Here is a 21,308-nt window from a genome sequence, read left to right on the forward strand (position 1 = left end):
GGATCAGGTACTGAACCTGAAGGCATTCTTTGGCACGAGCATCTCGAACCGTGCCCCATTTCCCGGAATCCCGGTCTCCCGGATGGTTATCCCGCTTATTGCAAGGATCTCTTTTACCAAAAAAAGGCCCAGGCCGGAGTTTTTCCCGAACCCCCGCTCAAAGATCTGCTCTTTCTCGACAAGGGGGATTCCGGATCCGTCATCCTCGACAATAACGAGAAAATTATCCGGCTCCCGCTCGCAGCGGACAGTTATCACGTTCAGCCGCCCACCGTGACGGGCCGCGTTGTCGAAAAGGTTGAAGAAGACCCGTTCGAGCAGAGGATCGGCAAAGATCTCGACACCCCGACAGGTGCCGGAGAAGGTTATAGGAACGCTGGTGGTAGTCCGCGCTACAACGTCCTCCAGCCGGAACCAGGCCGGGGCTTTCATCCCGAGATCCTGGTAGGCCCGGGCAAACTCGATCTGGCTGGTGATCGTTCCGGCAATATTCAGGATCTTTGCAAGGTAATCCTCAACAAGAGGATCGCTCTTCTTCATGGACGCTATCTGGGCAAATCCCTGCAGGGCCGTCAGCTGGTTTGTGATATCATGCCGGGTGATGCTGTTGAGGAGACTGAGCTTCCGGTTCGCCTCGCTGAGCGCTGAGGCAGCCCGCTTGCGTTCCGTGATATCTTCAAGCACCCCGTCAAAAAACTCAACGGATCCATCGGGACCGCGAACCGCAATTACCGATAAGCTTGCCCAGAACACCCCGCCATTCTTCTTTTTGAGCTGGGTCTCGTAATTCAGCAGTACGCCATCCCGGACCAGGCGATCGGATATTATCTTCCTCACCCCTGGATCCACGTACAGGTCTGCCACCGGACACTGCATGAATTCCTCCACGGAATCATAGCCGTGCAGGTGTGCAAGGATCGGATTTGTCATGACCCTCCTGCCGGAGGGGCCGGGTGTGGTGCGGAATAATCCAACAGGCAGGTTCTCCATGAAGTTCTTCAGCTGCTGCTGCTGTGCCTCAATTTCCTCACCCATCCGCTTGCGTTCGGTGACATCGCGGAAGACAACCATAATGGCCGGAAGGCCCTGGTAAAGGATGGGTTTTGACGTCACCTCGGCCGTGAATGGCTGGCCGTCTGCGGTAATAAGACGCTCCTCCCTGAGTGGAATGGTATCTCCCCGTTCCTCCATCAGCCGGAACTCTTCAGCCAGCCGCTCCCGGTCATCCGGATGAACGAACGGGAGAAGTGTCCTGCCGACAAGATCACCGGCGCTCCCTGATCTGACAAGCCGGACGCATTCCGGGTTGGCATAGAGGATCTTCCCGTCGCGGTATACCACGACTGCATCGGGGGACAACTCCACCAGCGCACGATATTTCTCTTCGCTTTCCCGCAGATTATCTTCGGCCTTTTTCCGGTCTGATATATCGAGGATCACGCCGCGAAATCCCACGAGTTCCCCTGCACGGTAAATAGGTGCAGGGTAAATGAGGATGGGGAGCGTGGAGCCATCCGGGCGGATTGCCGTATACTCATGGTTGTCGGGGGATCTTCCCTGCAGGATTTTTTCCACATTCTCGCGGACACGTCCATGTTGTGACGGGTCGATACGCTCAAGGGCATTCATACCGGATGCGATATCCTTTTCTGTCATCCCAAACGCGGCAAGAGCGTGCCGGTTCGCATAGGTGATATTGAACGAAAGGTCCATTTCGAAGATGATCTGGGGGAGCAGTTCGGCAAGCTCGCGGTACTTCGCCTCGCTCTCCCGTATCCGCTGCTCACTCCGGACAAGCTCATCAAACTGTGCCTTTAATTCTTCGGAGGATGCGGCAAGCTCGTCATGGGCTGCCCGGAGATCTTCTTCCGCGTTCCGGCGGTCAGTAATATCCACTGCAAACCCCCCGATAAGAGGTGGTTTGTTCTCACGATCAATCCGGAACTTGAAGGTCTCAAAAATTCGCCGGTCCCCGTTTTTCACCGTAAGGTTTTCAATAGTTTTGAGATCCCCGTCCTGTAATACCTTCAGGTCGTCTTCAATCATCTTCTCGGCAGCTTCCGGCGGGAAGATGGAACGGACCGATTGTCCGATCCATTCATGGGCCCCGAAGAGTTCTGCCATCCGTTTGTTGACAAAGAGATTGGTGCTATCCTGATCCTTGATGAACGCCGTTACCGGGAGGTAGTTCATGAATGCGGCAAACCTGCTCTCGCTTTCATGGAGTTTTTCTTCCGCCAGGTTCTGTTCGGTGATATCCCGGATAATACCGAGGATGGCCGGCTGTCCCAAGTAGAGAATCCGATCAACAAAAAACTCCCCGATCCGGATCTCACCGCTCTTTGTGAGGAGCCGGGTGGTGAAGACGGGCGGGATCTGGATGCCCGCAATCCTCTGCTGCCCGAATACCTGCAGCCTCATACGATCCTCGGGATGGATGATGTCCCAGACCTCATTCGCCATAATCTCGTCGTGGGAGTACCCGGTCAGTTCTATTGCCCGGCGGTTGACAAAGAGGAACCGGTCTCCCCGGTAAATGTAAATGGTTTCATGGCTGTTTTCAACAACAACCCGATATTTCTCCTCCTCTGCCCGCAGTTCCTCTTCCACGGTCTTTAACTCCGTGATGTCCCGGATGGACTCGATGGCGCCGACCATCTCCCCTTGTCGGTTATAGAGCGGGCTTGCTTTACCCAGGAGCATAACCGGTCTTCCTTTCGGTCGCGGGAGGGTGGTATCAGCGATCAGGATGCCCTTTTCATGGGTGATATGCCCGTAATTTTTGGTAATGAAATCATCGGGCTCGAAGATCAGATCGATGAGAATCTTACGCCGGGTTCCGTAAAACGCAATTGCGTACTCGTAATCCCCCTTCCCGAGGATATCGGAGGCAGAAATCCCGGTCATCTCCTCGATTGCCCGGTTCCAGGCAATCACCCGGCCGGACCGGTCGATGGCAAAGGTAGCGTCCGGGAGGAAATTGATAATATCAGAAAGGCGCTGCTCCGAGTCCTTCACTGCATCCATTGCCTGCCGACGCTCGACTGCAATCTTGATCTTGTGCGCCAGCTCGGCAAACTGGGCCTGGGGGTCACCGCCTTTCTGGAGGTAGAAATCTGCGCCGTTGTTAATAGCCTCTATAACCACCACTTCGCGCCCGCGGCCGGTGAAAAGGATGAATGGAATTGTGCCGAATTGTGCCCGGACAGCTCGTAAAAAATCAATCCCGTTCATGCCGGGCATCTGGTAGTCGGAGACTATCACATCATAGGCCCTGAACTCCGGCAGAGCCAGAGCTTCCTCTGCGGAGGTCTGGACATCGACCCTGATTTCCGGGGATTGCTCAAGATAGAGCTTGCCAAGTTCGAGAAGATCGCGCTCGTCATCCACATATAATACTGAGAGCATCAGCCATCTCCTGTAATACCTGATGACGCGTCTCATGTATTTATAAAAATTGCTGGATTTTTCGTGATGAAGTGTTCCCAAACCGGGAGAGAAGGACCGGTCGCCAGCTGACCGCAGAAGAAAATTTTTCTCGCAAAAATGATAACAAGGGGTCTGTTTTTTTAAGGGGGGGGATGCAGTATCACTATGCAGTTTAAAGGCAGCAAGACCGAGAAGAATGTGCTCGCGGCATTTGCCGGTGAGTCGCAGGCACGGAACCGGTATAGTTTCTTTGCGAGTGCGGCAAAGAAAGAGGGGTACGAACAGATAGCGGCGATCTTCCTACAGACCGCAGAAGAGGAGAAGGAGCATGCCAAATCATTCTTCAAACTGCTGAACGGCGGCGAGGTGGAGATTACCGCAGCGTTCCCCGCTGGCATGATTGGATCCACGAAGGAGAACCTTGCCGCAGCAGCAGCAGGCGAGGAGATGGAGTGGGGCACGCTCTACCCAACGTTTGCTGCTACGGCCACAAAAGAGGGGTTCAAGGATATCGCCTACCACTTCAAGATGGTGGGAAAAGTCGAGGAGCACCATGAAGCAAGGTACAGGAAACTGCTGGCTAATATGGAGAGCGGGACCGTCTTTACATCGGAGATGCCCGCAAAATGGTACTGCAGGAACTGCGGATATGTCCATGACGGGAAAAATGCACCACCCAGGTGCCCGGTCTGCGATCACCCGCAGGCATACTTCGAGATTACAGCAGGAAATTACTGATTATTTCCCCTTATTTTCTTTCGGCCGACATGGCTCTTCCCGGCCCGGGTTAGCGGATTCATCCGGGGGGTATCTTCGGCGGGGTTCCCGGGAGAATCCCTCGATAATTATTCAATCATCCGGTCTGCCAGCTGGATGATGTCGAGGACTTCAAAGGAGGATCCGGTTTCGGCACGGACATCCTCAAAGTTTCTCCGGCAGAACGGGCAGTTTGAGGCAAGGATGCCGGCATGGAGCCGGTTCACCTCTGATACTTTCTCCCGTACAATGGCCAGGGCAAGACCGGGGTCCCGGGCTTTGATCCCCCCGCCTCTCAAGATCCTCGATCATGGCAAGGATGGTCTCCTGATAGTCTATCCATGACCCGGTCCGGAACAAGAACGATCCGCAGCACGATTCCCGCTCTTTGAGCATGCAGAACAGTATTCCGGATTTTGCCAGGATCCGGATGGCGGCCTGCCCGATCTCCGGTTGCCGGAACGCTGCCGTGCAACCAGGAAAGAACCCGACGGGGGCGGAATCGGCAACCGGGATCTCTGCGGGGATCCAGGCAACCCGGTCCGAACTGCTGTTGCCGTATGGGCTCTTTGTATCCACGATCATCCGGACAGTCCATTCAATTATTGCATCCTTGTACTCCAGCTCCCGTGCCGCACCCATGATCGATTCCCAGAGCGGGGTGGTGGCAATCCCCGATTCGCAGATAACGGCACAGGCCCCGCACGAGGTGCACCGGAAGAGGCTTGAGAAAAGGGCTGCCAGTTTCTCTTCAAAGGAGGGATTGCGGAGGAGATGTGTGAGTACTTGAGCCTCCCGGGTCCCAAGCCGCCGTAAGCCGGCAATGCGTTCCATTGCGCCATCGGGATAACCGGCCCTGACCACCGGGCAGGCATCCAGTTCCAACAGCTGGACCGGGGTGAACCGGCGCAGCCGGATCACTTCAGGATCAGGCCAAGCCAGTTCAATCTTCTCCTCTTCGGGCAAGCAGGACGAGCGGTGTTACGAGGATATGCCGGAACCGGGTCCATGGCAGTACCATGACAAAGAGCGGGAAGGTTACATACAGATGCAGCGCGAGAATATCGAGGGCAAGGTTCATGTTGAAGAGGGATTTGCCGATGAAGAAGTCAAAACCGGCAAACCATTCGGCAGTCATGCCGAAAATCCCGATGGCGAGCACGACAATGACGATGAAATAATCCGCAAACCAGGTCCGTTTCCTCACTTCGGGAACAAAAAGCCGCCGAGCAAGGGCAAAACCTGCCGCGAGAACGAGCGGGTGCGCCAAGAGGGAGTACGGGATGCGGATACTGTCGATATACCGGAAAAATGCCCCGCCAAGTCCCGTCCGGATCGATAAACGAAAGGAAGAGGGCAATTACCGAGAGGTGGAGGAAGAGAGCAAGGATCATAAAGCTCCAGATGATCGCCATGTGCACGGCCCAGCGGCGCCGGCTCCGTTTCCAGACCCTGCGGAAAAGGAGGACGGCAAGCACCAGGACCCGGAGAAATACTGAGGCTCCATCCCGGAATGCTTCCCGGGCCACGGAGAAGAGGATCCGATCCGGCCTCCCGTGCCCCCAGGCGGTTAGGAGTAGGTAGGTACCAACAATGCAGAAAAAAACGGCTGCAACCGGCACGAACTAGGGTATTAATCCGGAGTAGAATGCATGATCTGCCATGGAGTGCGTACCGGTCTTTTTTTTTTTTTTTTGGTTTTTTCTTGGTTCCGATAGCGGGCGAGAAGAGGGAATGGGACACGCTCTGCCCGGTATTTGTAACCACTTGCGAATGTCTGGGAACACCCTCATGCATACTTCGGGAAGCAGGGAATTCCTGTTATTCGAGCTGCAAAAAGACCCTTTCCTGCCCACCATTATTCGTGTTTTTCTGCGGTGGGATCTGCGGGGATCCTAACATAATTCTCGATCAGGACATTCCGGCCGTCAATCGTTGTCGCGGTCACGGTTTTTAGCACCGGGACCGATCCACCGTCCCTGTGGAGTAAAACGCGCTCAGATCGATCGATGGTCATACCCAGATCGCTGATCGGGCATCTCCCTTTCTCCGCCGGACAGATGAACTGGTGACAGGTATGCCCGATCATCTCTTTTTCCATGTACCCGGTCAGTCGCTCTCCTTCGGGGTTGACAGAGATGATCTCATGGGAGGCCGCATCGACAACGATGATACCGGCCTGGATATGTTCCCAGATGGTATGGAACTTCTTCTCTGACTGTTCGATAGCACGCTGCTGGACGGTTACCCGCTTCGAAAGAATCATGACCACGGCTGCGATGATAATAAAAACAACAACCCGGGTATCGGCTGCAACAATATACTGCGGATTGAACCCGGTTATGAGAATGTCAAGGGCAAGATAAATGATGCCCATAACCGCTGAATACATTACACCTCGTTCCTGGTACCAGTAGGCAGCGAGGATAATGGGGACGTAATAAATATGGGTGAAGATCGTCTGGATGCCATTCTGGAGACAATACACCGTCAGGAGAAGAACAACTGCAGAAAGGGCCAAGAGGAGGACAAATCTCCAGGAGATAAACGATTTTTTTTCAGGGACCGGAGTCTCCATGGTATTCAATACTGGTTACCGGGTTAAATATCTCACCGTTTCAAACGAGGGGATCACAGATTCCACAAGCCATACCGGATCTGTTGAGATGGTTGTCATCGTTCGTTCAGCCTAGCCAAATGTCGCGGTCAGGGTATGGGCGCCGTGTACATTGGACAGGGTGTATGTGGTGGTCTGTCCCACCGATCCCCCGAAGGATACCGGTGACCCGTCCAGACTGATGGAGAGCACCGATTTCATGGATTTTGGCGTGAACGTGAAGGTCTGACTGGCGCCATCCGGTACGACCACGGTCCCGGGGGTAACTCCCGGCGGCGAGATGGTCCCAAGGCCGGGTGGTGACCATGAGACGGATATAACGGGACCTGAGGGGATTGATGTTGTTACCGGGGCAAAGGTCGTGACCGTTGCAGTTGGCGTAACATTTTTAGTGAGCGTAGTAGTGATCGTTGTTGAGACGGTGGATATCGGAACAACGGTCTTTGTTGCAGTTGTTCCGAACTTCGGAGACTTCCATTCAAGGATCATGAGACCGGAAACGGGATCAACGATCCTGACCCGCAGGTCTTCGGATAACTGGGGAAGCGCGGCCACACCGATGAGGCTCGATACCAGGTTGTAGCCGGTGCCGGTATGATATAGGTATACCGTGTTGCCCGGCCGGAATTCACCGATGGCCGGGCCTGGGACCGCCCTGAACGAACCTCCCGGGGTATCCACATAGATCGATACCGGAAAGGACGTCTCAGTACTTCCCGAAAAATTCAGGACGTCTCCTCCTCGGTGCCTGATGGCAATCGCAGAATAGCCGGGCATCTGCTTGAGGGAGACATCAGCAGTGATATAGGCTCCTTTCGGGATCTGGGGAACCACCCCGAATACAACTACAAAAATGACAGCACCGAGGATCATGACGATAGCGAGAATGAGGATTTCATCGGTCATTTCACTGAATGCATCCTCACAAGATCTCATTGTGTGTCACATCAACATGGTTGAATAAAATAGTATCTGTAGAGAGGGGGAGATGAAACCGAATACACCAGATTCTTTCGGGATCGCTCCATCGCCGGGTTTCATCCAGATGAGGCGGGATTTATCGTGCTGGTTATCTGATCCAGCCCAGTCGGACCCATCGCTCGTAGTCTTCAACCCGTAAATCCCGGTTCTCAGTAACAAGATCTTTGAAAAATTCCCGGTTGCCGGTAATCTCCGCGTCCTGTTCCGGAGCGGAGAAACCGTCCGTTATCGCCCCGGCGAGTTTCGTCCCGAGCACCCGGGCATCCGGTTCTGCTGCCTCCACGGCTTCCTGAATCCCGCCGGTTGCAACGCTGACCCCTCCCGCCGTGATCACGCCAAGGTAGTTGAGGACATGATTCTGGTATGCGACAACCTGATCCCCACCGGAGGTGTGCGTGGTCGCAACCGAGCACCCGTATTTTCCGTTCAGAACCTGGTAATGGATCGCGTCCGCGAGCCGGTCGAAGAAGATCTTCATCTGGCCGGAGACATTGTCGATATAGACCGGCGATGCAAAGACGATCCCGTCCGCGTCCTTCATCCGTTCAACGAGCGTGGGAAGATCGTCTTCGAATACGCAGATCCCGTTGATCGAACAGCCCTCGCAGGCCGTGCAGGGTGTTACGCGGAGATCGCAGAGATCGATCATCTCGGTCTCAGCGCCGGCCTCTGCTGCTCCTTCAAGAACAAGAGCGGCAAGTTGTCTCGTGATGCTCCGGGTGGTCCGGGGACTTCCGTTAATAGCGACAATTTTCATTTTTTTATAACTCCCGTTGCAGAAGATTGGGCGGTGAAAGGTATTATGGGAAGTGGGTTTTCTTCTGGTATGAAAAAATGGACTGGGGGCGGTATGCCGGTTACCTGCAGGACTATTTTTTCAGGACACGTTCGAGCCAGTCGCCGATGAAAGCACCCACGATAAAGAGGATCACGAAGATGACGATTATGATAAAGAGGCCGAACATTCCAAGGATGCCGAGACTGATGCTCAAACCTCCCGGAAAGAGGAACATCGAGACGAGCACGAAAATAATACTCATGACGATTCCGGCGATCACGCTATTTTTGAGAAGACCTTTGTAGTCTTCCTTCCCATGGTGGAAAAAGCCAAAAGCGATTCCAATGATTAACGTCAGCAGTTCAAGCCACATGCAGGTACTCCGGATTCACAGCAATTTCACGCCCCAACCACTAATAAGTTCCGCAAGTGCCGGCATATCCGGAAAACCGGGTGGAGGGAGATTCCCAAGTCCACCCACTGGCAGGATGAGGGCAAGTGTAAATATCGTATAATTACATCCATTTTTCAAAAATAATGAATTTAAAACCCCATTTTGAAATGAGGTCAGCGTGGCTTCCGGTTGGAGGAGAACCTATAAAACTGACTGAGCGGTATTCGGATCTTCCCACACGTTTAAAGCCCGCTAAATTGCACGGTTTTATCCCGGTTAAAACGGCTTTTTTCAAAAAAGAACCGATTTTAAGAGGATTTTTGCCGGGCGTTGGCACCGTTTCCACTGGAGAGCGCCCGGAATTTTTTCGGTTCTCTAAATTAATGTCCGATTGCCAAACCGGGCATTTTACGAAGACTTATTATCACAGCCTTTCCGGACGAGGGGTTCACCGGGCATGCGGGTTCGTATAATAGTCCGGTCCCCACCATTCGATCTCAGCAACAGAAACTAATATCAATTATCAGGAGAAGCATTGAACAATGTTCTCTCTCCTGTACGTGGATGACGAGCCCGAACTGCTCGAGATCGGCCGGTTGTTTCTCGAAACTTCCGGTGAATTCGAGGTCAGCACGGTCGAATCGGGGGATGGGGCGCTCGCCCACCTGGAGCGAATGGACTTTGATGCCATTGTTTCCGATTACCAGATGCCCGGTATGAACGGTATCGAGCTCCTCAAAGCCGTCAGGAAAGCAGACACGGATATCCCGTTCATCCTTTTCACCGGCCGCGGGCGAGAGGAAGTGGTTATCGAAGCTATCAACAACGGCGCTGATTTCTACCTCCAGAAAGGCGGCGACCCTCGGGCACAGTTCGCCGAGCTCTCCCATAAGCTCCGACAGGCAATCAGTAGGAAACGTACGGAGAAAGCGCTCTGGGATTCGGAAAAACGCTTATCCGACATCATTGACTTCCTCCCGGACGCCACCTTTGCCATTGATACAAACGGGCAGGTCATTGCCTGGAACCGGGCAATCGAGGAGATGACCGGAATTCCAGCCTCCAATATTCTCGGGAAGGGAGATTATGAGTACGCGATCCCGTTCTACGGGAGCCGAAGGCCAATCCTGATCGATCTCATCTTCGAACCCGACGATACCGTGATGAAATACTATTCCGGCATCAAGAGGGAGAGTAACAGTATTTCGGCAGAGACAAACCTCCCCCACCCGAAAGGCAGACGGATCGATGTCATGGCAAAGGTAAGCCGGCTCTGCAACCGGGATGGCGATGTCATCGGAGCAATCGAATCCATCCGGGACATTACGGACTTGAAGAAATCCGAAGAAGAACTCAGGGCATTGAACGAGCAGCTGGCTGCATCCGGCGAAGAGCTCAGGTCCCAGTTCGACGAACTTGCTGTGAACGAGAACCGGATCCGGGTAAGCGAGGCTAGGCTGCGGTACATGCTCGGATTCTACGAACGCGCCAGGGGCAGGCGTCAGGAACTCATGAGTTATGCTGTCGAGGGGGCGGGCGTAGTTACCGACAGCCCGCTTGGGTACCTGGCATTCCTGAACGAAGACGAGAGCGAACTCACCATGTACGCCTGGTCGAGATCCGCCATGAAGGAGTGCGCACTCCGGGAAAAACCGATCATTTACAAAACTGAAAAGACCGGCCTCTGGGGAGAACCGGTGCGGCAGCGGCGGCCGGTCATAACCAATAATTACTCTGCGTCGTCCCCGCTGAAAAAGGGATACCCGGCCGGTCATCCGCAGATCGTCCGTCATATGAGTGTGCCGGTCATCGAGAACGGCCGCGTTGTGCTGGTGGGGGGAGTGGCAAATAAAGCATCGGATTACACCGACATCGACGTGCAGGAACTCCTGCTCCTGATGCAGGGACTCTGGCAGGTACTCAGGCAAAAAGAGACCGAAGCCGGACTCATCGAGAACGAGGCGCGATTCCGGTCCATCTTCGAGAACAGTCCGTACCCGATCGTCATCAATGACCGCAGGACACACAAATATATTGACGTCAATGAGGCATTCCTGCAGGAGTGCGGTTATACAAAAGATGAGGTACTCGGCAAAGATTCCCTTGAACTGGGACTGCTGTCACCCGAAGACCAGGAAAGGCTTGTGAACCTTCTCAGAGCCGGCATCCGGGTCGAGAGGGAAGCGGTCACCAGGATAGCAAAGAATGGGAACAAATATCATATCCTCATCTCGTCACTCCCGGTCATGCTCCACAACGAGCCTGCGATCCTGACCATGACCGCAGACGTGTCGGAACTGGAACGGACCCGGGAGGAGTTGCGGGTCCGGTACGACGAACTGGTCACAGCCCAGAATGAACTCAGGATCCGCAAACAGCAGATGGAGGAGATAGCATCCACCATTCCCGGCGTGGTCTACCAGAATTACCTGCGATCCAACGGAGAGATCGGTTTCTACTATGTCAACCTCAAATCGGGACAAAAGATCTTCGGTACGGATGAAACCATCACGGACTTCCTTGAATGGTTTACAAGCCATGTCCACCCGGAGGACCGTGCACGGTTCCTTGACTCCATTGAAACCGCTACTATCGCACGGAAACCCTGGAATTTTGAAGGCCGGTTCGTAAAGCCCTCCGGGGATGAGATCTGGTTCTCGGGGTCGTCATGCCCTGTCGAGCATAAGACCGAACTGGTCTTTACCGGCGTCCTTGTGGATATCACGGAGCGAAAACTGAAAGATTCACGCCTTCAGGCGGCGTATGAACAGATCTCAATTGCTGAAGAGGAGCTCAGGGAACAATACGACTCCCTGGCAAAGAGCACCGATGCCATCCATGAACGCGAGGAGAAGTACCGGCTCCTGGTGGAGGTAACCGGGACCGGCTATGTGATCCTTGACGACAAGGGGAAGGTAATTGACGCAAATCCCGAGTATGTCCGCCTGACCGGACGAGCCAGCCTACCGGAGATCCTTGGCAGGAGCGTACTTGAGTGGACCCCCGAGAATGAACGCACGAAAAATGCAGCGGCTGTCCGGCAGTGTCTTCAGGAAGGGAGCATACGGGACTTCGAGATTAATTACATGGACCGCACGGGCCAGGTTATTCCGGTTGAGATCAATGCTGCCGTTGTGCATGAGGAAGGTAAGGTCCGCATAATTACCCTCACCCGGGACATCTCCGGCAGAAAGGCAACAGAAAAGGCACTCCGCAGATCCGAGGGCCAGTACCGGATGCTCGTTGAGAACAGCCACGACATCATCTTCACGCTGGACAAGGAGGGAATCTTTTCCTTTGTCTCCCCGAGCGCAAAAGCACTGCTCGGGTACTCTCCATCGGATCTCACCGGGAAATCCTTCCGCTCCATTGTCCATCCCGATGATGTTGCAACGTGCGAGACATACCTGAAAAACGCCATTCATGACGGTCCTCAAAGGACTGATGTGGAATACCGGGTCTTCCACGCAGACGGGTCAATCCGGATACAGGTAGCTAACATTTCCCAGGTATTCGACAACGATGGATCAATCCTCTTCGTTGTGGGTACTGCCCGGGATATCACCGACATGAAGCGGTCACAGGTGGCGATCCGGGAAACCAGCAGGAAACTCAACCTGCTCAACAGCATCACACGGCACGATGTTGCAAACCAGCTCACCACCCTCCTTGGGTATACCCAGCTTGCGATGATGAAAAAACCCGATCCGGTGATCGCCGACTTCATTGCCAAAATAGAGAGTTCCGCGCAGGTTATCCGGCGCCAGATCGAGTTCACGCGGGCCTACCAGGAGCTGGGGGAGGGGGCCCCGGCCTGGCAGGCACTCTGTGACCTGGTCCTAGCAGCAGAGCCAAGGAACGTTGGGGTCACCTGCACCTGTACCTCGTTTGAGATCTATGCAGACCCGATGCTCTCAAAAGTGTTCTTCAACCTGTTTGACAACGCAGTCAGGCATGGGGAGCATGTGACCGCCATCTCGGTCCGGTGCGGGACGGTGGGCGAAGATCTGATCGTTTTTGTTGAGGACAACGGAGTTGGTATCCCGCTTACCGAGAAATCCAAACTGTTCCAGAAAGGGTACGGCAGGAACACGGGTTTTGGCCTCTTCCTGACCCGGGAGATCCTCGCCATCACCAGCATCTCCATCAGCGAGACCGGGACGTATGGCAGGGGTGCCCGGTTCGAGATCACGATCCCGAAAGGCACATACCGTTCAGTGCCCTGACCTAGATCTTAGTCCCACCACCTTATTACCCGCTGACGATTGGCGTGAGTTTGCCCCGGAACTGGCTCATGTAGAGATCGTAATAGAATCCTTTTTTATCCATCAGTTCCGTATGGTTCCCGCTCTCGATGATCCTGCCCTTGTCGATGACCAGGATCACATCAGCATGCCGGATCGTGGAGAGCCGGTGGGCAATGATGAACGAGGTCCGGTCCTTCTGGAGGGTGAGAAGACCTTCCTGGATCCGTTTCTCCGTCCGGGTGTCCACGTTGCTCGTTGCTTCGTCAAGGATCAGCATGCGGGGGTTTGCGACAATGGCCCGCGCAATCGTGAGCATCTGGCGCTGGCCCTGTGAGAGGTTGATACCCCCATCAATAAGAACAGTCTTGTAACCTTTGGGCTGCTGGAGGATGAAATCGTGGGCATTGGCCTGTTTTGCAGCCTGAATGCAGTCCTCGTCGGTTGACCCTTCTCTTGCGTATTTCAGGTTTGCCATAATCGTATCGGAGAAGAGGAACGGCTCCTGGAGTACCTGGGCAACCTGGACCCGAAGCGTGTCCTGCTGCACGGATCTGACATCTGTCCCGTCCACCGTGATCGCCCCGCCGCTGATATCGTAATACCGCGTGAGGATGTTGATGATGGTGCTCTTCCCGGCCCCGGTTGGCCCGCAGAGCCCGAAGACCTGCCCCGGAGCTGCATGGAACGAGTTGTCAGTGAGCACCCGGCGACCTTTGATGTAGGAGAAGTCCACGTGATCGAAGACCACGTCGCCCTCAACAACTGGCATGACAGGCGCGTCCGGCGCATCGGAAACGGTAGGTCGCTCGTCTATGACCTCGAAAACCCGTGTGGCCCCGACAATCGCGTTGAGGATCTGGGCATAGACCGTGAAGATGGTGGTGAACCCGTTGAGGAGGGCGAACGAGAACCCGATGAAGGCAATGAGCGTGCCTATCTCGGCCATGCCCTCCATCACCATCAGGCCCCCGACCACGAGGAGCAGGACCGTTAGGATCGTGGTGAAGACGGTGGAGACCTGCTGGTTGATCAGGGCCGAGAACTGGGCCTTCTCCCCGATCCCGGCCACCTTCCGGCTCTGTCGTTCGAACTGCCGCGAGGCCTCGTCCTGCCGTCGGCTCGCTATGATGGTTTTTGCGCCCGAGAGCCACTCTTCAGTGAAGCCGTTCAGGTTGCTTGTTTTTTCCTGCAGGAGGGAGAACGCAGGGCCGGAGACCTTCGTGATCAGCCAGGAGACCCCGACAAGAGCGATGACCACGATATAGGAGAGGACCGTTAAGACCGGGCTGATCCAGAGCATGATGATGCTCGTGATCACGATCGACAGGATTGCCTGACCGGTCTCGAGCGCCCCGATGGAGAGGAACTGTTCGATGACCTGCGTGTCATTGGTGACACGGCTCATAAGCTCTCCAATCGGGCGCCGGTCAAAGAAGTCGAGGGAGAGCGTTTGGATGTGCTTAAAGAGATCAGTGCGGAGCTGTAAGAGCGCTTCCTGCGCGATCTCCGAGAGCAGTTTCTGGGAGATGAGACCGGAGACCCAGATGACAATACCGGTGATGACGAGCAAGACTATGACCTGCATGAGCGCCCCGACCTGTCCACCGGTTGCCGAGATGATGTTGGTTGCCCGGCCCATCAGGATAGAGAAGATCGCTTCCATGAACGCAAAGACCGCCATGAAGATGACAACCAGTACCAGTTTCAGCCGGAGGGGGGCAAGATACATCAGGAAGCGCCGGAGGGTAGGAACCATCTGGAGAACCGGTTCGTTTCCGGAAGATTTCCTTCGGACGGTCATGCTGCACCGCCCCCAAGAATTCCCCGGCCGAGCTGTGAGTTATAGATCTCCTGGTACTGCGGGTTTTCATTCAGGAGCTGTTCGTGGGTTCCCGAAGCGATGATCCTCCCGTCTTCGAGAAGAAGGATCCGGTCGGCGGCAATCACGGTGCTGATCCGCTGCGCAACAAGAAATTTGGTGACGCCGCTGAACCGCTGGTTGATCCTGTCCTGGATGCGGGCCTCGGTCGCTACATCACAGGCGCTCGTGCTGTCGTCGAGGATCAGGATCCTCGGCTTGGCCGCAAGCGTCCGGGCGATAGCCAGACGCTGCCGCTGGCCACCGGAGAAATTCGCACCGTGGCGGGCGACCGCATCCTCGTACTTCAGGGGGATATTGCTGATGAACCCTGCTGCATCGGCATCCTCTGCACTGGCGATCATGTTGTCATCCGACAGGTCATCCGCGGCAAAGAGAAGGTTCTCGCGGATGGTCCCGAAGAAGAGGTTCGGCTGCTGGAGGCAGATGGCCACGATCCGCCGCAGGGTATCCTGGGGGATTGACCGGATATCAGTGCCATCGATAGCGATACTACCGTCAGTGACATCATAAAACCGGGGAATGAGGTTGACGAGCGTGGACTTACCTGAACCGGTTGTGCCAAGAAATCCTATCGTCTCTCCCGGCTCTGCAGTAAAGCTGATGTCGCGAAGTACAAGGGGGCCGGAGGTGTTGTCCGGGTTCCGGTACCCGAACGAGACATGGTCGAAAACCACCCGCCCCTGTACAGAGACAATGTCAGGGATTGTTGGAGTCGCCGCATCCTGAACATCAGCTGGTGTGTCAAGAATCTCAAAGATCCGGTCGAGCGAAGGGCGGGCTGATGAGATGGCCGGCAGCACCGTGCCGAGGATCATGAATGGCATGATCAGGAGGAAAAGATACTGGATCGAGGCAACGACTTCGCCGACCGAGAAACCGGTACTTTCCAATACGCGGGTCCCCCCGATCCAAAAGATCGCGGCAAGGGAGAGATTGACAACGAGCAGCATGGTAGGAATCAGGATGGCTATGCTGGTCTGGGCCCGGAGAGACGCGGTCCTCACCGAGCCGGCAACCGTGGCGAACCGTTTGTTCTCAAGGTGCTGGCGGACAAATGCCTTAACCACACGGATACCCGCCATGTTCTCCTGCAGAGCTCCACCCATCTGGTCGTATTTCTCCTGCCGTTCAGCGAAGACCGGCAGGACAAACCGAAGATACGTGACAAGAAGTAAAAAGAAGATGATCACAAGGAGCAGCATCAGCCCGAGGAGGGCGGGAGAACGGATTGCGAAGAGAATGACAGTGATAATGAGCATGACCGGCACGAGCGGGAGGTTGAGAATCCCCTGCTGGATAGCGATCTTGATATTCTGGACATCGTTGGTGAGACGCACGAGGAGGTCGCTCGGTCGCAGCCGGTCGATGTTGCCAAACGAGAGCTGCTGGATCCGGTTGTAGGCTTCAGTCCGTAGATAATGGGCGGTTTCTTCCGAGAACCTGACCGCGATGAGGGTGTTCACCACCTGGAGGATCGCGGCAATCAGGGTGAATAGGAGCATGTACCCGCCATAATGGAGGACCCTGCCAAGATCGTTGCCAATAATTCCCTCATTGATCAGGGACTGGGAGAGGGACGGGACCGCGAGCGTGCAGAAGGCTGCGCCAATCGTGAGCAGGATGGAGAACACGAGCCATTTTTTATCATCGTCCCAGATGCCGAAAAGCCGTGCAAGAGTGTTCATGTCCTCACTTCACGTATCGTATCTGATTGATCCCTTCATACCATATTATATATTCCGAACTTTGTCAGATCCGGCCTCATGACCGGGCCAGAGAAATCCGGAGCAACGAATTTTCTGATACGGGGATAAAAAAAGGACATTCGTTCCTGCCTGTATTACGGTGAGGTGGTATTTGGCACCGCAACAACCCATGCCCGGTTCTTCATGTTCTCCGGGAAATAATGGGCATCAAACCACATTGCATCGAACTCCCCGTAATTGAAGTACGTGATCCCGTCCACCCGATCATCGTGGCTGTCAACGGAATCGGCAAAGATGATAACATCATCCCACCCGGATTCCGTTCCCCGGGTGTCATACCCGACAACCACTACCCAGTGACCGCCCCAGTCGATCCATTCCACCATCGTGGGAATCCCGTTTTTAAGATTCTCACGGAGCATGACGCCGGTGCCGTTCGTTCCCCACGTGGCATTCCAGCCGTTGCGGTTGAACCACGTGGTGACCTGCTCCGGATTTATCCCGGTCTCCGTGGAAACCGAAGGGTTCATTTCACGGGCAACACGCTCCTCTTCAGCATCGGCATTGGGCAGGGGTTTTCCATAATACGACATGACGGTCATCGCCGCTACCGCCCCGCAGCTGTAGTTGGTCATCTGCTGCCGGTAACTTTTGAGCGGGATTACGGTGAGATGATCATTGGATTTCAGGGTATCAAAATCGATACCGGTATAATATCCTGGTTCGGGAAAGGACGTGTCAAGACCATACCGGATCCCTGACGGATTCTGCAGGGGAGTGACATGCGAAAAAACCATGCTGAGGGCAAGCGCCATAACCGGAATAACAAGGCAGATGGTAAGAACGACATAAAGGCGACGCATGAAACCGGCTCCTGAGTAGTATTGTTTTTTTCGCGCCGTCAGTTAAAAAAAGGTGCAGAAGTGTTCGCGGCCTCATACTGCCGACATACCAGAGAGGGAGAGCCAAGCAAGCACGATCAGTACGAGAGCGATGATGATGATCATAATCTTCAGGTATAAGACACCAGCTGCCGGTTTTTTCGTTGTCCTGTTCCGTTGATCAGGAATATATCCCCCACCGGTCACAGAGACCCCCCCTTTTCCGTAATTCATGCTGACCGACGGCCGGGGTTTTCGATTCCAGCGGCCAAGCCCGGTGCAGTTATGGTTGGGCGGGAGCCGGCAGTCCGGACAGAACTTGCCCCCGCAGTGATCGCAGGTGAAGGGCAGGGCGCACTCGGTGCCGCAGTTTTCGCAAGCCGACATGATCCTCCGGTTGAGGCGTTTTTGCATATAACCGTCCCGGTTCAGGAGCCCTGCAGCGAATCCGAGATAAGTTGTTGCGCCGTTTGGGACTTCTTCCCCTCCGGAGGATATCCCGGGATCGTATTCCTTATAGCCATTTACACCGGACATATCTGGACATGGGGCAGTACATCAGGGGGGATGTCCTCCTCGCTTCGGTTGCTCTGGATGAGCGGCAGCTGGCAAAGACCCGTCCGGTCGTCGTGGTCTCTGCCACATCGGCCGGCGAACTCCGGGTCTGCCCGATCAGCAGCAAGCCACCCACCGATGCACCATCCCTGCCACTCACTATCGATGATTTTACATCGGGAGGCCTCGATCTCTTTTCAGAAAGTTACGTGATGACCTCCCGGATCGTGACGCTTCAGAGCCGCGAGGTAATCGGGAAGAAAGGCCGGCTCATGGATGAGTACATTCTAGAAATTGCCCGGCAGGTACCGTCACCGAGGGAGCGGGACTCCAACGCGGGGCAGCAGAAGCCGGCCCGGTCCCGGATTCGCTGACGGGACAAAGAAGAATCTTTTTTGCACGTTCTGGTGCATCAGCATCCTTATCATTTTCCCGGGATAACGTTGGTTGGATGGACATTTCAGAGGCCATTCGTGAGATCGAAGCAAAGGTGGGGCGGATCTCCGCGGTCCAGAAATTCCTGCTCGGGACCGACGGGTCGGTCACCCAGCTGCTGGAATCCATAACCGGCAAAAAAGTGGTTATCCGGACACTGGTCCAGACAATCGTTGCCGCCGATCCCGCCACCGCGGATAACCTTGGCATAACACAAGGCGACCCGGTGAACTACCGGGTTGTGGAGATCATGACCGAAGGTGATGGCGAAGTCCTGATCTATGCGATATCCCACACACCCATTGACCGGCTCTCTCCGGCATTCAAAGACGACCTGATGAAAGCCGACATCCCGATCGGGAGGATCATCAAACAACACCACATCGAGGCACGGCGGGAGATCCTGAACGCAAAAGTCACACCGGCAACAGAAGAAGCCGGCAGGATCTTCTCCATCTGCAAAAACGAGCCGGTCCTCTCCCGGCAGTACCGGATCATCCATGCGGAGAAGCCCCTGATCTTTATCGAGGAGCAGTTCCCCTACAACCGTTTCCCCGACACGCGTCGGGTCATTGTCAGGACACCTGCCCGGATCCACGTAACCCTGATCGATATGCACGGGGGGTCCGGCCGTGTCGACGGTGGCGTAGGTATCACTCTTGACGAGCCCGGGATCCTGCTGGAAGCGGAGCTCTCTTCGGTCCTTTCCGTGAACGGAGGGGATTTTGCCTTGCAGGAGCGGGTCGGCCGGATCGCAGCGGAGGTGCTCCAGAAGATCGGGGCCGGGGGAAGCGTTGCGATCTCGGTCCGCAGTCACTACCCATCCCATATAGGCCTCGGAAGCGGTTCCCAGCTCGCGCTTGCCGTTGCCCGGGCAATCAGCGAACTTCATGGAAGGCACCTGCCGGTAAAGGAACTCGCCCGACTCGTTGGCCGTGGCGGAACGTCAGGGATAGGGACGGCTGCCTTCGAATATGGGGGATTCATCATCGACGGAGGACACCGGTTCGGTGCTGGCGGGGAGAAGACAGACTTCCGGCCGTCCTCCGCATCACGGGGTATCATACCCCCGCCGGTCATTGCACGTCACGACTTTCCTTCAGACTGGAAGATCCTTCTTGCCATCCCGGATGTTCCCCCGGGAGCCAGCGGGAAGATCGAGACGGATATTTTCCGGAGCAACTGCCCGGTCCCCCTTGCCGAAGTACGGGAACTCTCTCACGAGATCCTGATGAGGATGCTGCCGGGGATTGCCGGCCGGGATCTCGACCTCTTCGGCTCGTCCGTCAACGCGGTGCAGGGTCTCGGATTCAAGAAGGTGGAGCTCTCCCTCCAGCCCCCGGAGGTGACGGGCCTTCTTCCTGTGCTGAGGGGAGCCGGGGCAGCCGGGTGTGGCCTGAGCTCGTTTGGCCCGGCGGTGTATGCAGTCGGGGATACCGGCATGAGCGCAATCGACCAGGCAGCGCAGTCATATATGAACGATTACGGCGGGGGAAAAACCATCATAACCACGGCCCGGAACAGCGGGGCGGATGTCAGGGTAGCATAAAGCCCCCCGGGCCACCCCAACAACACTGCACTGCCCCGGGGAAACGCGGTTTGTCCCGAGTACACCGTAATAATTATTTCCCGATTTTTAAGAGCATCTCCTCAAGCGAGGGATACCGGGACTCTATCTTCTCGACTTTTCCTCCCGCCTCACCGATGAGACCGGTGCACTCGTTGAGTTCTCCCATATCCTTTGCATCGCAGACAAAGAGCCCCTCTTCCTGCCGGTATGTCTTGGAGTGGCCGATCAGTTTCGCGGGATCGTCAACCGAGAAGAAGATGGTGTAGGTCAAAGAGCCGAACTGCTCGCGGAGCTGGTGCATGTTGCCGAACGCCACCACCTGGCCGCGCCTGAGGATCATCACCTTGTCGCAGATCGCTTCAACCTGGTAGAGGTTGTGGGCCGAAAGGACGATCGTCTTTCCTTCACCCTTGAGCCGCCTGAGATAGTCTGCAATGAACCGCGAGGTCATCGGGTCGAGGCCGCTCGTTGCTTCATCGTAGACCAGGAACGACGGGTCGTGGATTAGCGACCGGGCGATCGCAGTCTTCCGCTTCATGCCTTTGCTGAACTCGCCGATCTTCTTCCCCTCGGGTTCAAGCGACAGGGCAGCAAAGAGCTGGCTCGTGCGGATTCGGATCTCCTGCGGGGAGAGACCGTAAATCTCGCCGAAGAACATGAGGTAATCCTCGGCCGTCATCGTCTCGTAGAGACGGGACTCCTCGGGAAGGTACCCGAGGTGCTCCTTGAGGGCGGCCGGGTTTTTTATCACATCGGTATCGTTGATGAAGAGCTCGCCGGAACTTGGGGTGACAAGCCCGGAGATGATCTTGAGAAGCGTGGTCTTGCCCGCACCGTTGTGGCCGATGATGCCGAAGATCTCCCCGTCATCGAACCCGAAACTGACATTATCGAGCGCGGTAAAACCGTCGTACTTTTTCGTGAGACTGCGGGCAGTGATCATGGAAGCTCGCCTTACCATTCAGACTTGTTGTGTGGGGGTGATATAGGTTGGGATGGGGGACAGGCCCTGCCAGCACCGCGTACTATTTGACCAATCATAAACACTACTTTGTTAACCAACCCTCCTGACCCTGA

16 protein-coding genes are annotated in these 21,308 nt (G+C 55.3%); 4 read left to right on the forward strand and 12 right to left on the reverse strand.

Annotation, left to right across the window (positions count from 1 at the left end; all coding sequences use genetic code 11):
* Positions 1 to 3 precede the first annotated feature (3 nt).
* The gene (locus WC598_RS12050; protein WP_372961752.1) at positions 4 to 3,408 is read right to left on the reverse strand and encodes a PAS domain S-box protein; all 3,405 of its coding nucleotides are present in this window, start codon (positions 3,406 to 3,408) and stop codon (positions 4 to 6) included.
* A 186-nt stretch (positions 3,409 to 3,594) separates the two neighbouring features.
* Between WC598_RS12050 and rbr the strand changes: the two genes are divergently transcribed.
* On the forward strand, positions 3,595 to 4,167 hold the full coding sequence (gene rbr / locus WC598_RS12055; RefSeq protein WP_372961753.1) for a rubrerythrin: 573 nt from the start codon (positions 3,595 to 3,597) through the stop codon (positions 4,165 to 4,167).
* A 183-nt stretch (positions 4,168 to 4,350) separates the two neighbouring features.
* Here the strand turns inward: rbr and WC598_RS12060 are convergent, their stop codons facing one another.
* The 6 genes from WC598_RS12060 to WC598_RS12085 form a co-directional block, all read right to left on the reverse strand.
* Positions 4,351 to 5,151: a heterodisulfide reductase-related iron-sulfur binding cluster gene (locus WC598_RS12060; RefSeq protein WP_372961754.1), complete on the reverse strand. Its 801-nt coding sequence runs from the start codon at positions 5,149 to 5,151 to the stop codon at positions 4,351 to 4,353.
* Positions 5,129 to 5,545 (reverse strand): hypothetical protein, encoded by a 417-nt coding sequence (locus tag WC598_RS12065; protein ID WP_372961755.1) that lies wholly within the window; start codon positions 5,543 to 5,545, stop codon positions 5,129 to 5,131. The genes WC598_RS12060 and WC598_RS12065 overlap by 23 nt, the downstream gene beginning before the upstream one ends.
* A gap of 498 nt (positions 5,546 to 6,043) precedes the next feature.
* On the reverse strand, positions 6,044 to 6,763 hold the full coding sequence (locus WC598_RS12070; RefSeq protein WP_372961756.1) for a PAS domain S-box protein: 720 nt from the start codon (positions 6,761 to 6,763) through the stop codon (positions 6,044 to 6,046).
* A 111-nt stretch (positions 6,764 to 6,874) separates the two neighbouring features.
* Positions 6,875 to 7,708 (reverse strand): type IV pilin, encoded by an 834-nt coding sequence (locus WC598_RS12075; RefSeq protein ID WP_372961757.1) that lies wholly within the window; start codon positions 7,706 to 7,708, stop codon positions 6,875 to 6,877.
* Between the two features lie 163 nt (positions 7,709 to 7,871).
* Positions 7,872 to 8,540, reverse strand: a complete 669-nt coding sequence (locus WC598_RS12080; protein ID WP_372961758.1) for a flavodoxin family protein — start codon at positions 8,538 to 8,540, stop codon at positions 7,872 to 7,874.
* A 112-nt stretch (positions 8,541 to 8,652) separates the two neighbouring features.
* Positions 8,653 to 8,934 carry a hypothetical protein gene (locus WC598_RS12085; RefSeq protein WP_372961759.1) on the reverse strand — a complete coding sequence of 94 codons (282 nt, stop codon included), beginning with the start codon at positions 8,932 to 8,934 and terminating at the stop codon, positions 8,653 to 8,655.
* A 563-nt stretch (positions 8,935 to 9,497) separates the two neighbouring features.
* Here WC598_RS12085 and WC598_RS12090 point away from each other — a divergent pair.
* Positions 9,498 to 13,181 (forward strand): PAS domain S-box protein, encoded by a 3,684-nt coding sequence (locus WC598_RS12090; protein ID WP_372961760.1) that lies wholly within the window; start codon positions 9,498 to 9,500, stop codon positions 13,179 to 13,181.
* Between the two features lie 25 nt (positions 13,182 to 13,206).
* On the opposite strand, the gene WC598_RS12095 is transcribed toward WC598_RS12090, so the two are convergent.
* The 4 genes from WC598_RS12095 to WC598_RS12110 form a co-directional block, all read right to left on the reverse strand.
* On the reverse strand, positions 13,207 to 15,003 hold the full coding sequence (locus WC598_RS12095) for an ABC transporter ATP-binding protein (protein ID WP_372961761.1): 1,797 nt from the start codon (positions 15,001 to 15,003) through the stop codon (positions 13,207 to 13,209).
* Positions 15,000 to 16,769, reverse strand: a complete 1,770-nt coding sequence (locus WC598_RS12100) for an ABC transporter ATP-binding protein (RefSeq protein WP_372961762.1) — start codon at positions 16,767 to 16,769, stop codon at positions 15,000 to 15,002. The genes WC598_RS12095 and WC598_RS12100 overlap by 4 nt, the downstream gene beginning before the upstream one ends.
* A gap of 155 nt (positions 16,770 to 16,924) precedes the next feature.
* Positions 16,925 to 17,653, reverse strand: a complete 729-nt coding sequence (locus tag WC598_RS12105) for a C39 family peptidase (protein ID WP_372961763.1) — start codon at positions 17,651 to 17,653, stop codon at positions 16,925 to 16,927.
* Positions 17,654 to 17,725: 72 nt separating this feature from the next.
* Entirely contained in the window at positions 17,726 to 18,058 is a 333-nt protein-coding gene (locus WC598_RS12110; protein WP_372961764.1) for an AN1-type zinc finger domain-containing protein, read from the reverse strand.
* A 158-nt stretch (positions 18,059 to 18,216) separates the two neighbouring features.
* Between WC598_RS12110 and WC598_RS12115 the strand changes: the two genes are divergently transcribed.
* Positions 18,217 to 18,600: a type II toxin-antitoxin system PemK/MazF family toxin gene (locus tag WC598_RS12115; RefSeq protein ID WP_372961765.1), complete on the forward strand. Its 384-nt coding sequence runs from the start codon at positions 18,217 to 18,219 to the stop codon at positions 18,598 to 18,600.
* Between the two features lie 77 nt (positions 18,601 to 18,677).
* On the forward strand, positions 18,678 to 20,210 hold the full coding sequence (locus WC598_RS12120) for a beta-ribofuranosylaminobenzene 5'-phosphate synthase (protein ID WP_372961766.1): 1,533 nt from the start codon (positions 18,678 to 18,680) through the stop codon (positions 20,208 to 20,210).
* Positions 20,211 to 20,283: 73 nt separating this feature from the next.
* Here the strand turns inward: WC598_RS12120 and WC598_RS12125 are convergent, their stop codons facing one another.
* Positions 20,284 to 21,174: an ATP-binding cassette domain-containing protein gene (locus WC598_RS12125; protein WP_372961813.1), complete on the reverse strand. Its 891-nt coding sequence runs from the start codon at positions 21,172 to 21,174 to the stop codon at positions 20,284 to 20,286.
* Between the last annotated feature and the right edge of the window lie 134 nt (positions 21,175 to 21,308).

The organism is Methanoregula sp. (genome assembly GCF_041645475.1).
In the GTDB taxonomy this organism is placed as follows: domain Archaea; phylum Halobacteriota; class Methanomicrobia; order Methanomicrobiales; family Methanospirillaceae; genus Methanoregula.

Excerpts from the sequence above, each read along its gene's own strand:
- WC598_RS12050 (WP_372961752.1), bottom strand. The coding sequence starts at position 3,408 with ATGCTCTCAGTATTATATGTGGATGACGAGCGCGATCTTCTCGAACTT.
- rbr (WP_372961753.1), top strand. The coding sequence starts at position 3,595 with ATGCAGTTTAAAGGCAGCAAGACCGAGAAGAATGTGCTCGCGGCATTT.
- WC598_RS12070 (WP_372961756.1), bottom strand. The coding sequence starts at position 6,763 with ATGGAGACTCCGGTCCCTGAAAAAAAATCGTTTATCTCCTGGAGATTT.
- WC598_RS12075 (WP_372961757.1), bottom strand. The coding sequence starts at position 7,708 with ATGACCGATGAAATCCTCATTCTCGCTATCGTCATGATCCTCGGTGCT.
- WC598_RS12080 (WP_372961758.1), bottom strand. The coding sequence starts at position 8,540 with ATGAAAATTGTCGCTATTAACGGAAGTCCCCGGACCACCCGGAGCATC.
- WC598_RS12085 (WP_372961759.1), bottom strand. The coding sequence starts at position 8,934 with ATGTGGCTTGAACTGCTGACGTTAATCATTGGAATCGCTTTTGGCTTT.
- WC598_RS12090 (WP_372961760.1), top strand. The coding sequence starts at position 9,498 with ATGTTCTCTCTCCTGTACGTGGATGACGAGCCCGAACTGCTCGAGATC.
- WC598_RS12095 (WP_372961761.1), bottom strand. The coding sequence starts at position 15,003 with ATGACCGTCCGAAGGAAATCTTCCGGAAACGAACCGGTTCTCCAGATG.
- WC598_RS12100 (WP_372961762.1), bottom strand. The coding sequence starts at position 16,769 with ATGAACACTCTTGCACGGCTTTTCGGCATCTGGGACGATGATAAAAAA.
- WC598_RS12105 (WP_372961763.1), bottom strand. The coding sequence starts at position 17,653 with ATGCGTCGCCTTTATGTCGTTCTTACCATCTGCCTTGTTATTCCGGTT.
- WC598_RS12110 (WP_372961764.1), bottom strand. The coding sequence starts at position 18,058 with ATGTCGGCTTGCGAAAACTGCGGCACCGAGTGCGCCCTGCCCTTCACC.
- WC598_RS12115 (WP_372961765.1), top strand. The coding sequence starts at position 18,217 with ATGGGGCAGTACATCAGGGGGGATGTCCTCCTCGCTTCGGTTGCTCTG.
- WC598_RS12120 (WP_372961766.1), top strand. The coding sequence starts at position 18,678 with ATGGACATTTCAGAGGCCATTCGTGAGATCGAAGCAAAGGTGGGGCGG.
- WC598_RS12125 (WP_372961813.1), bottom strand. The coding sequence starts at position 21,174 with ATGATCACTGCCCGCAGTCTCACGAAAAAGTACGACGGTTTTACCGCG.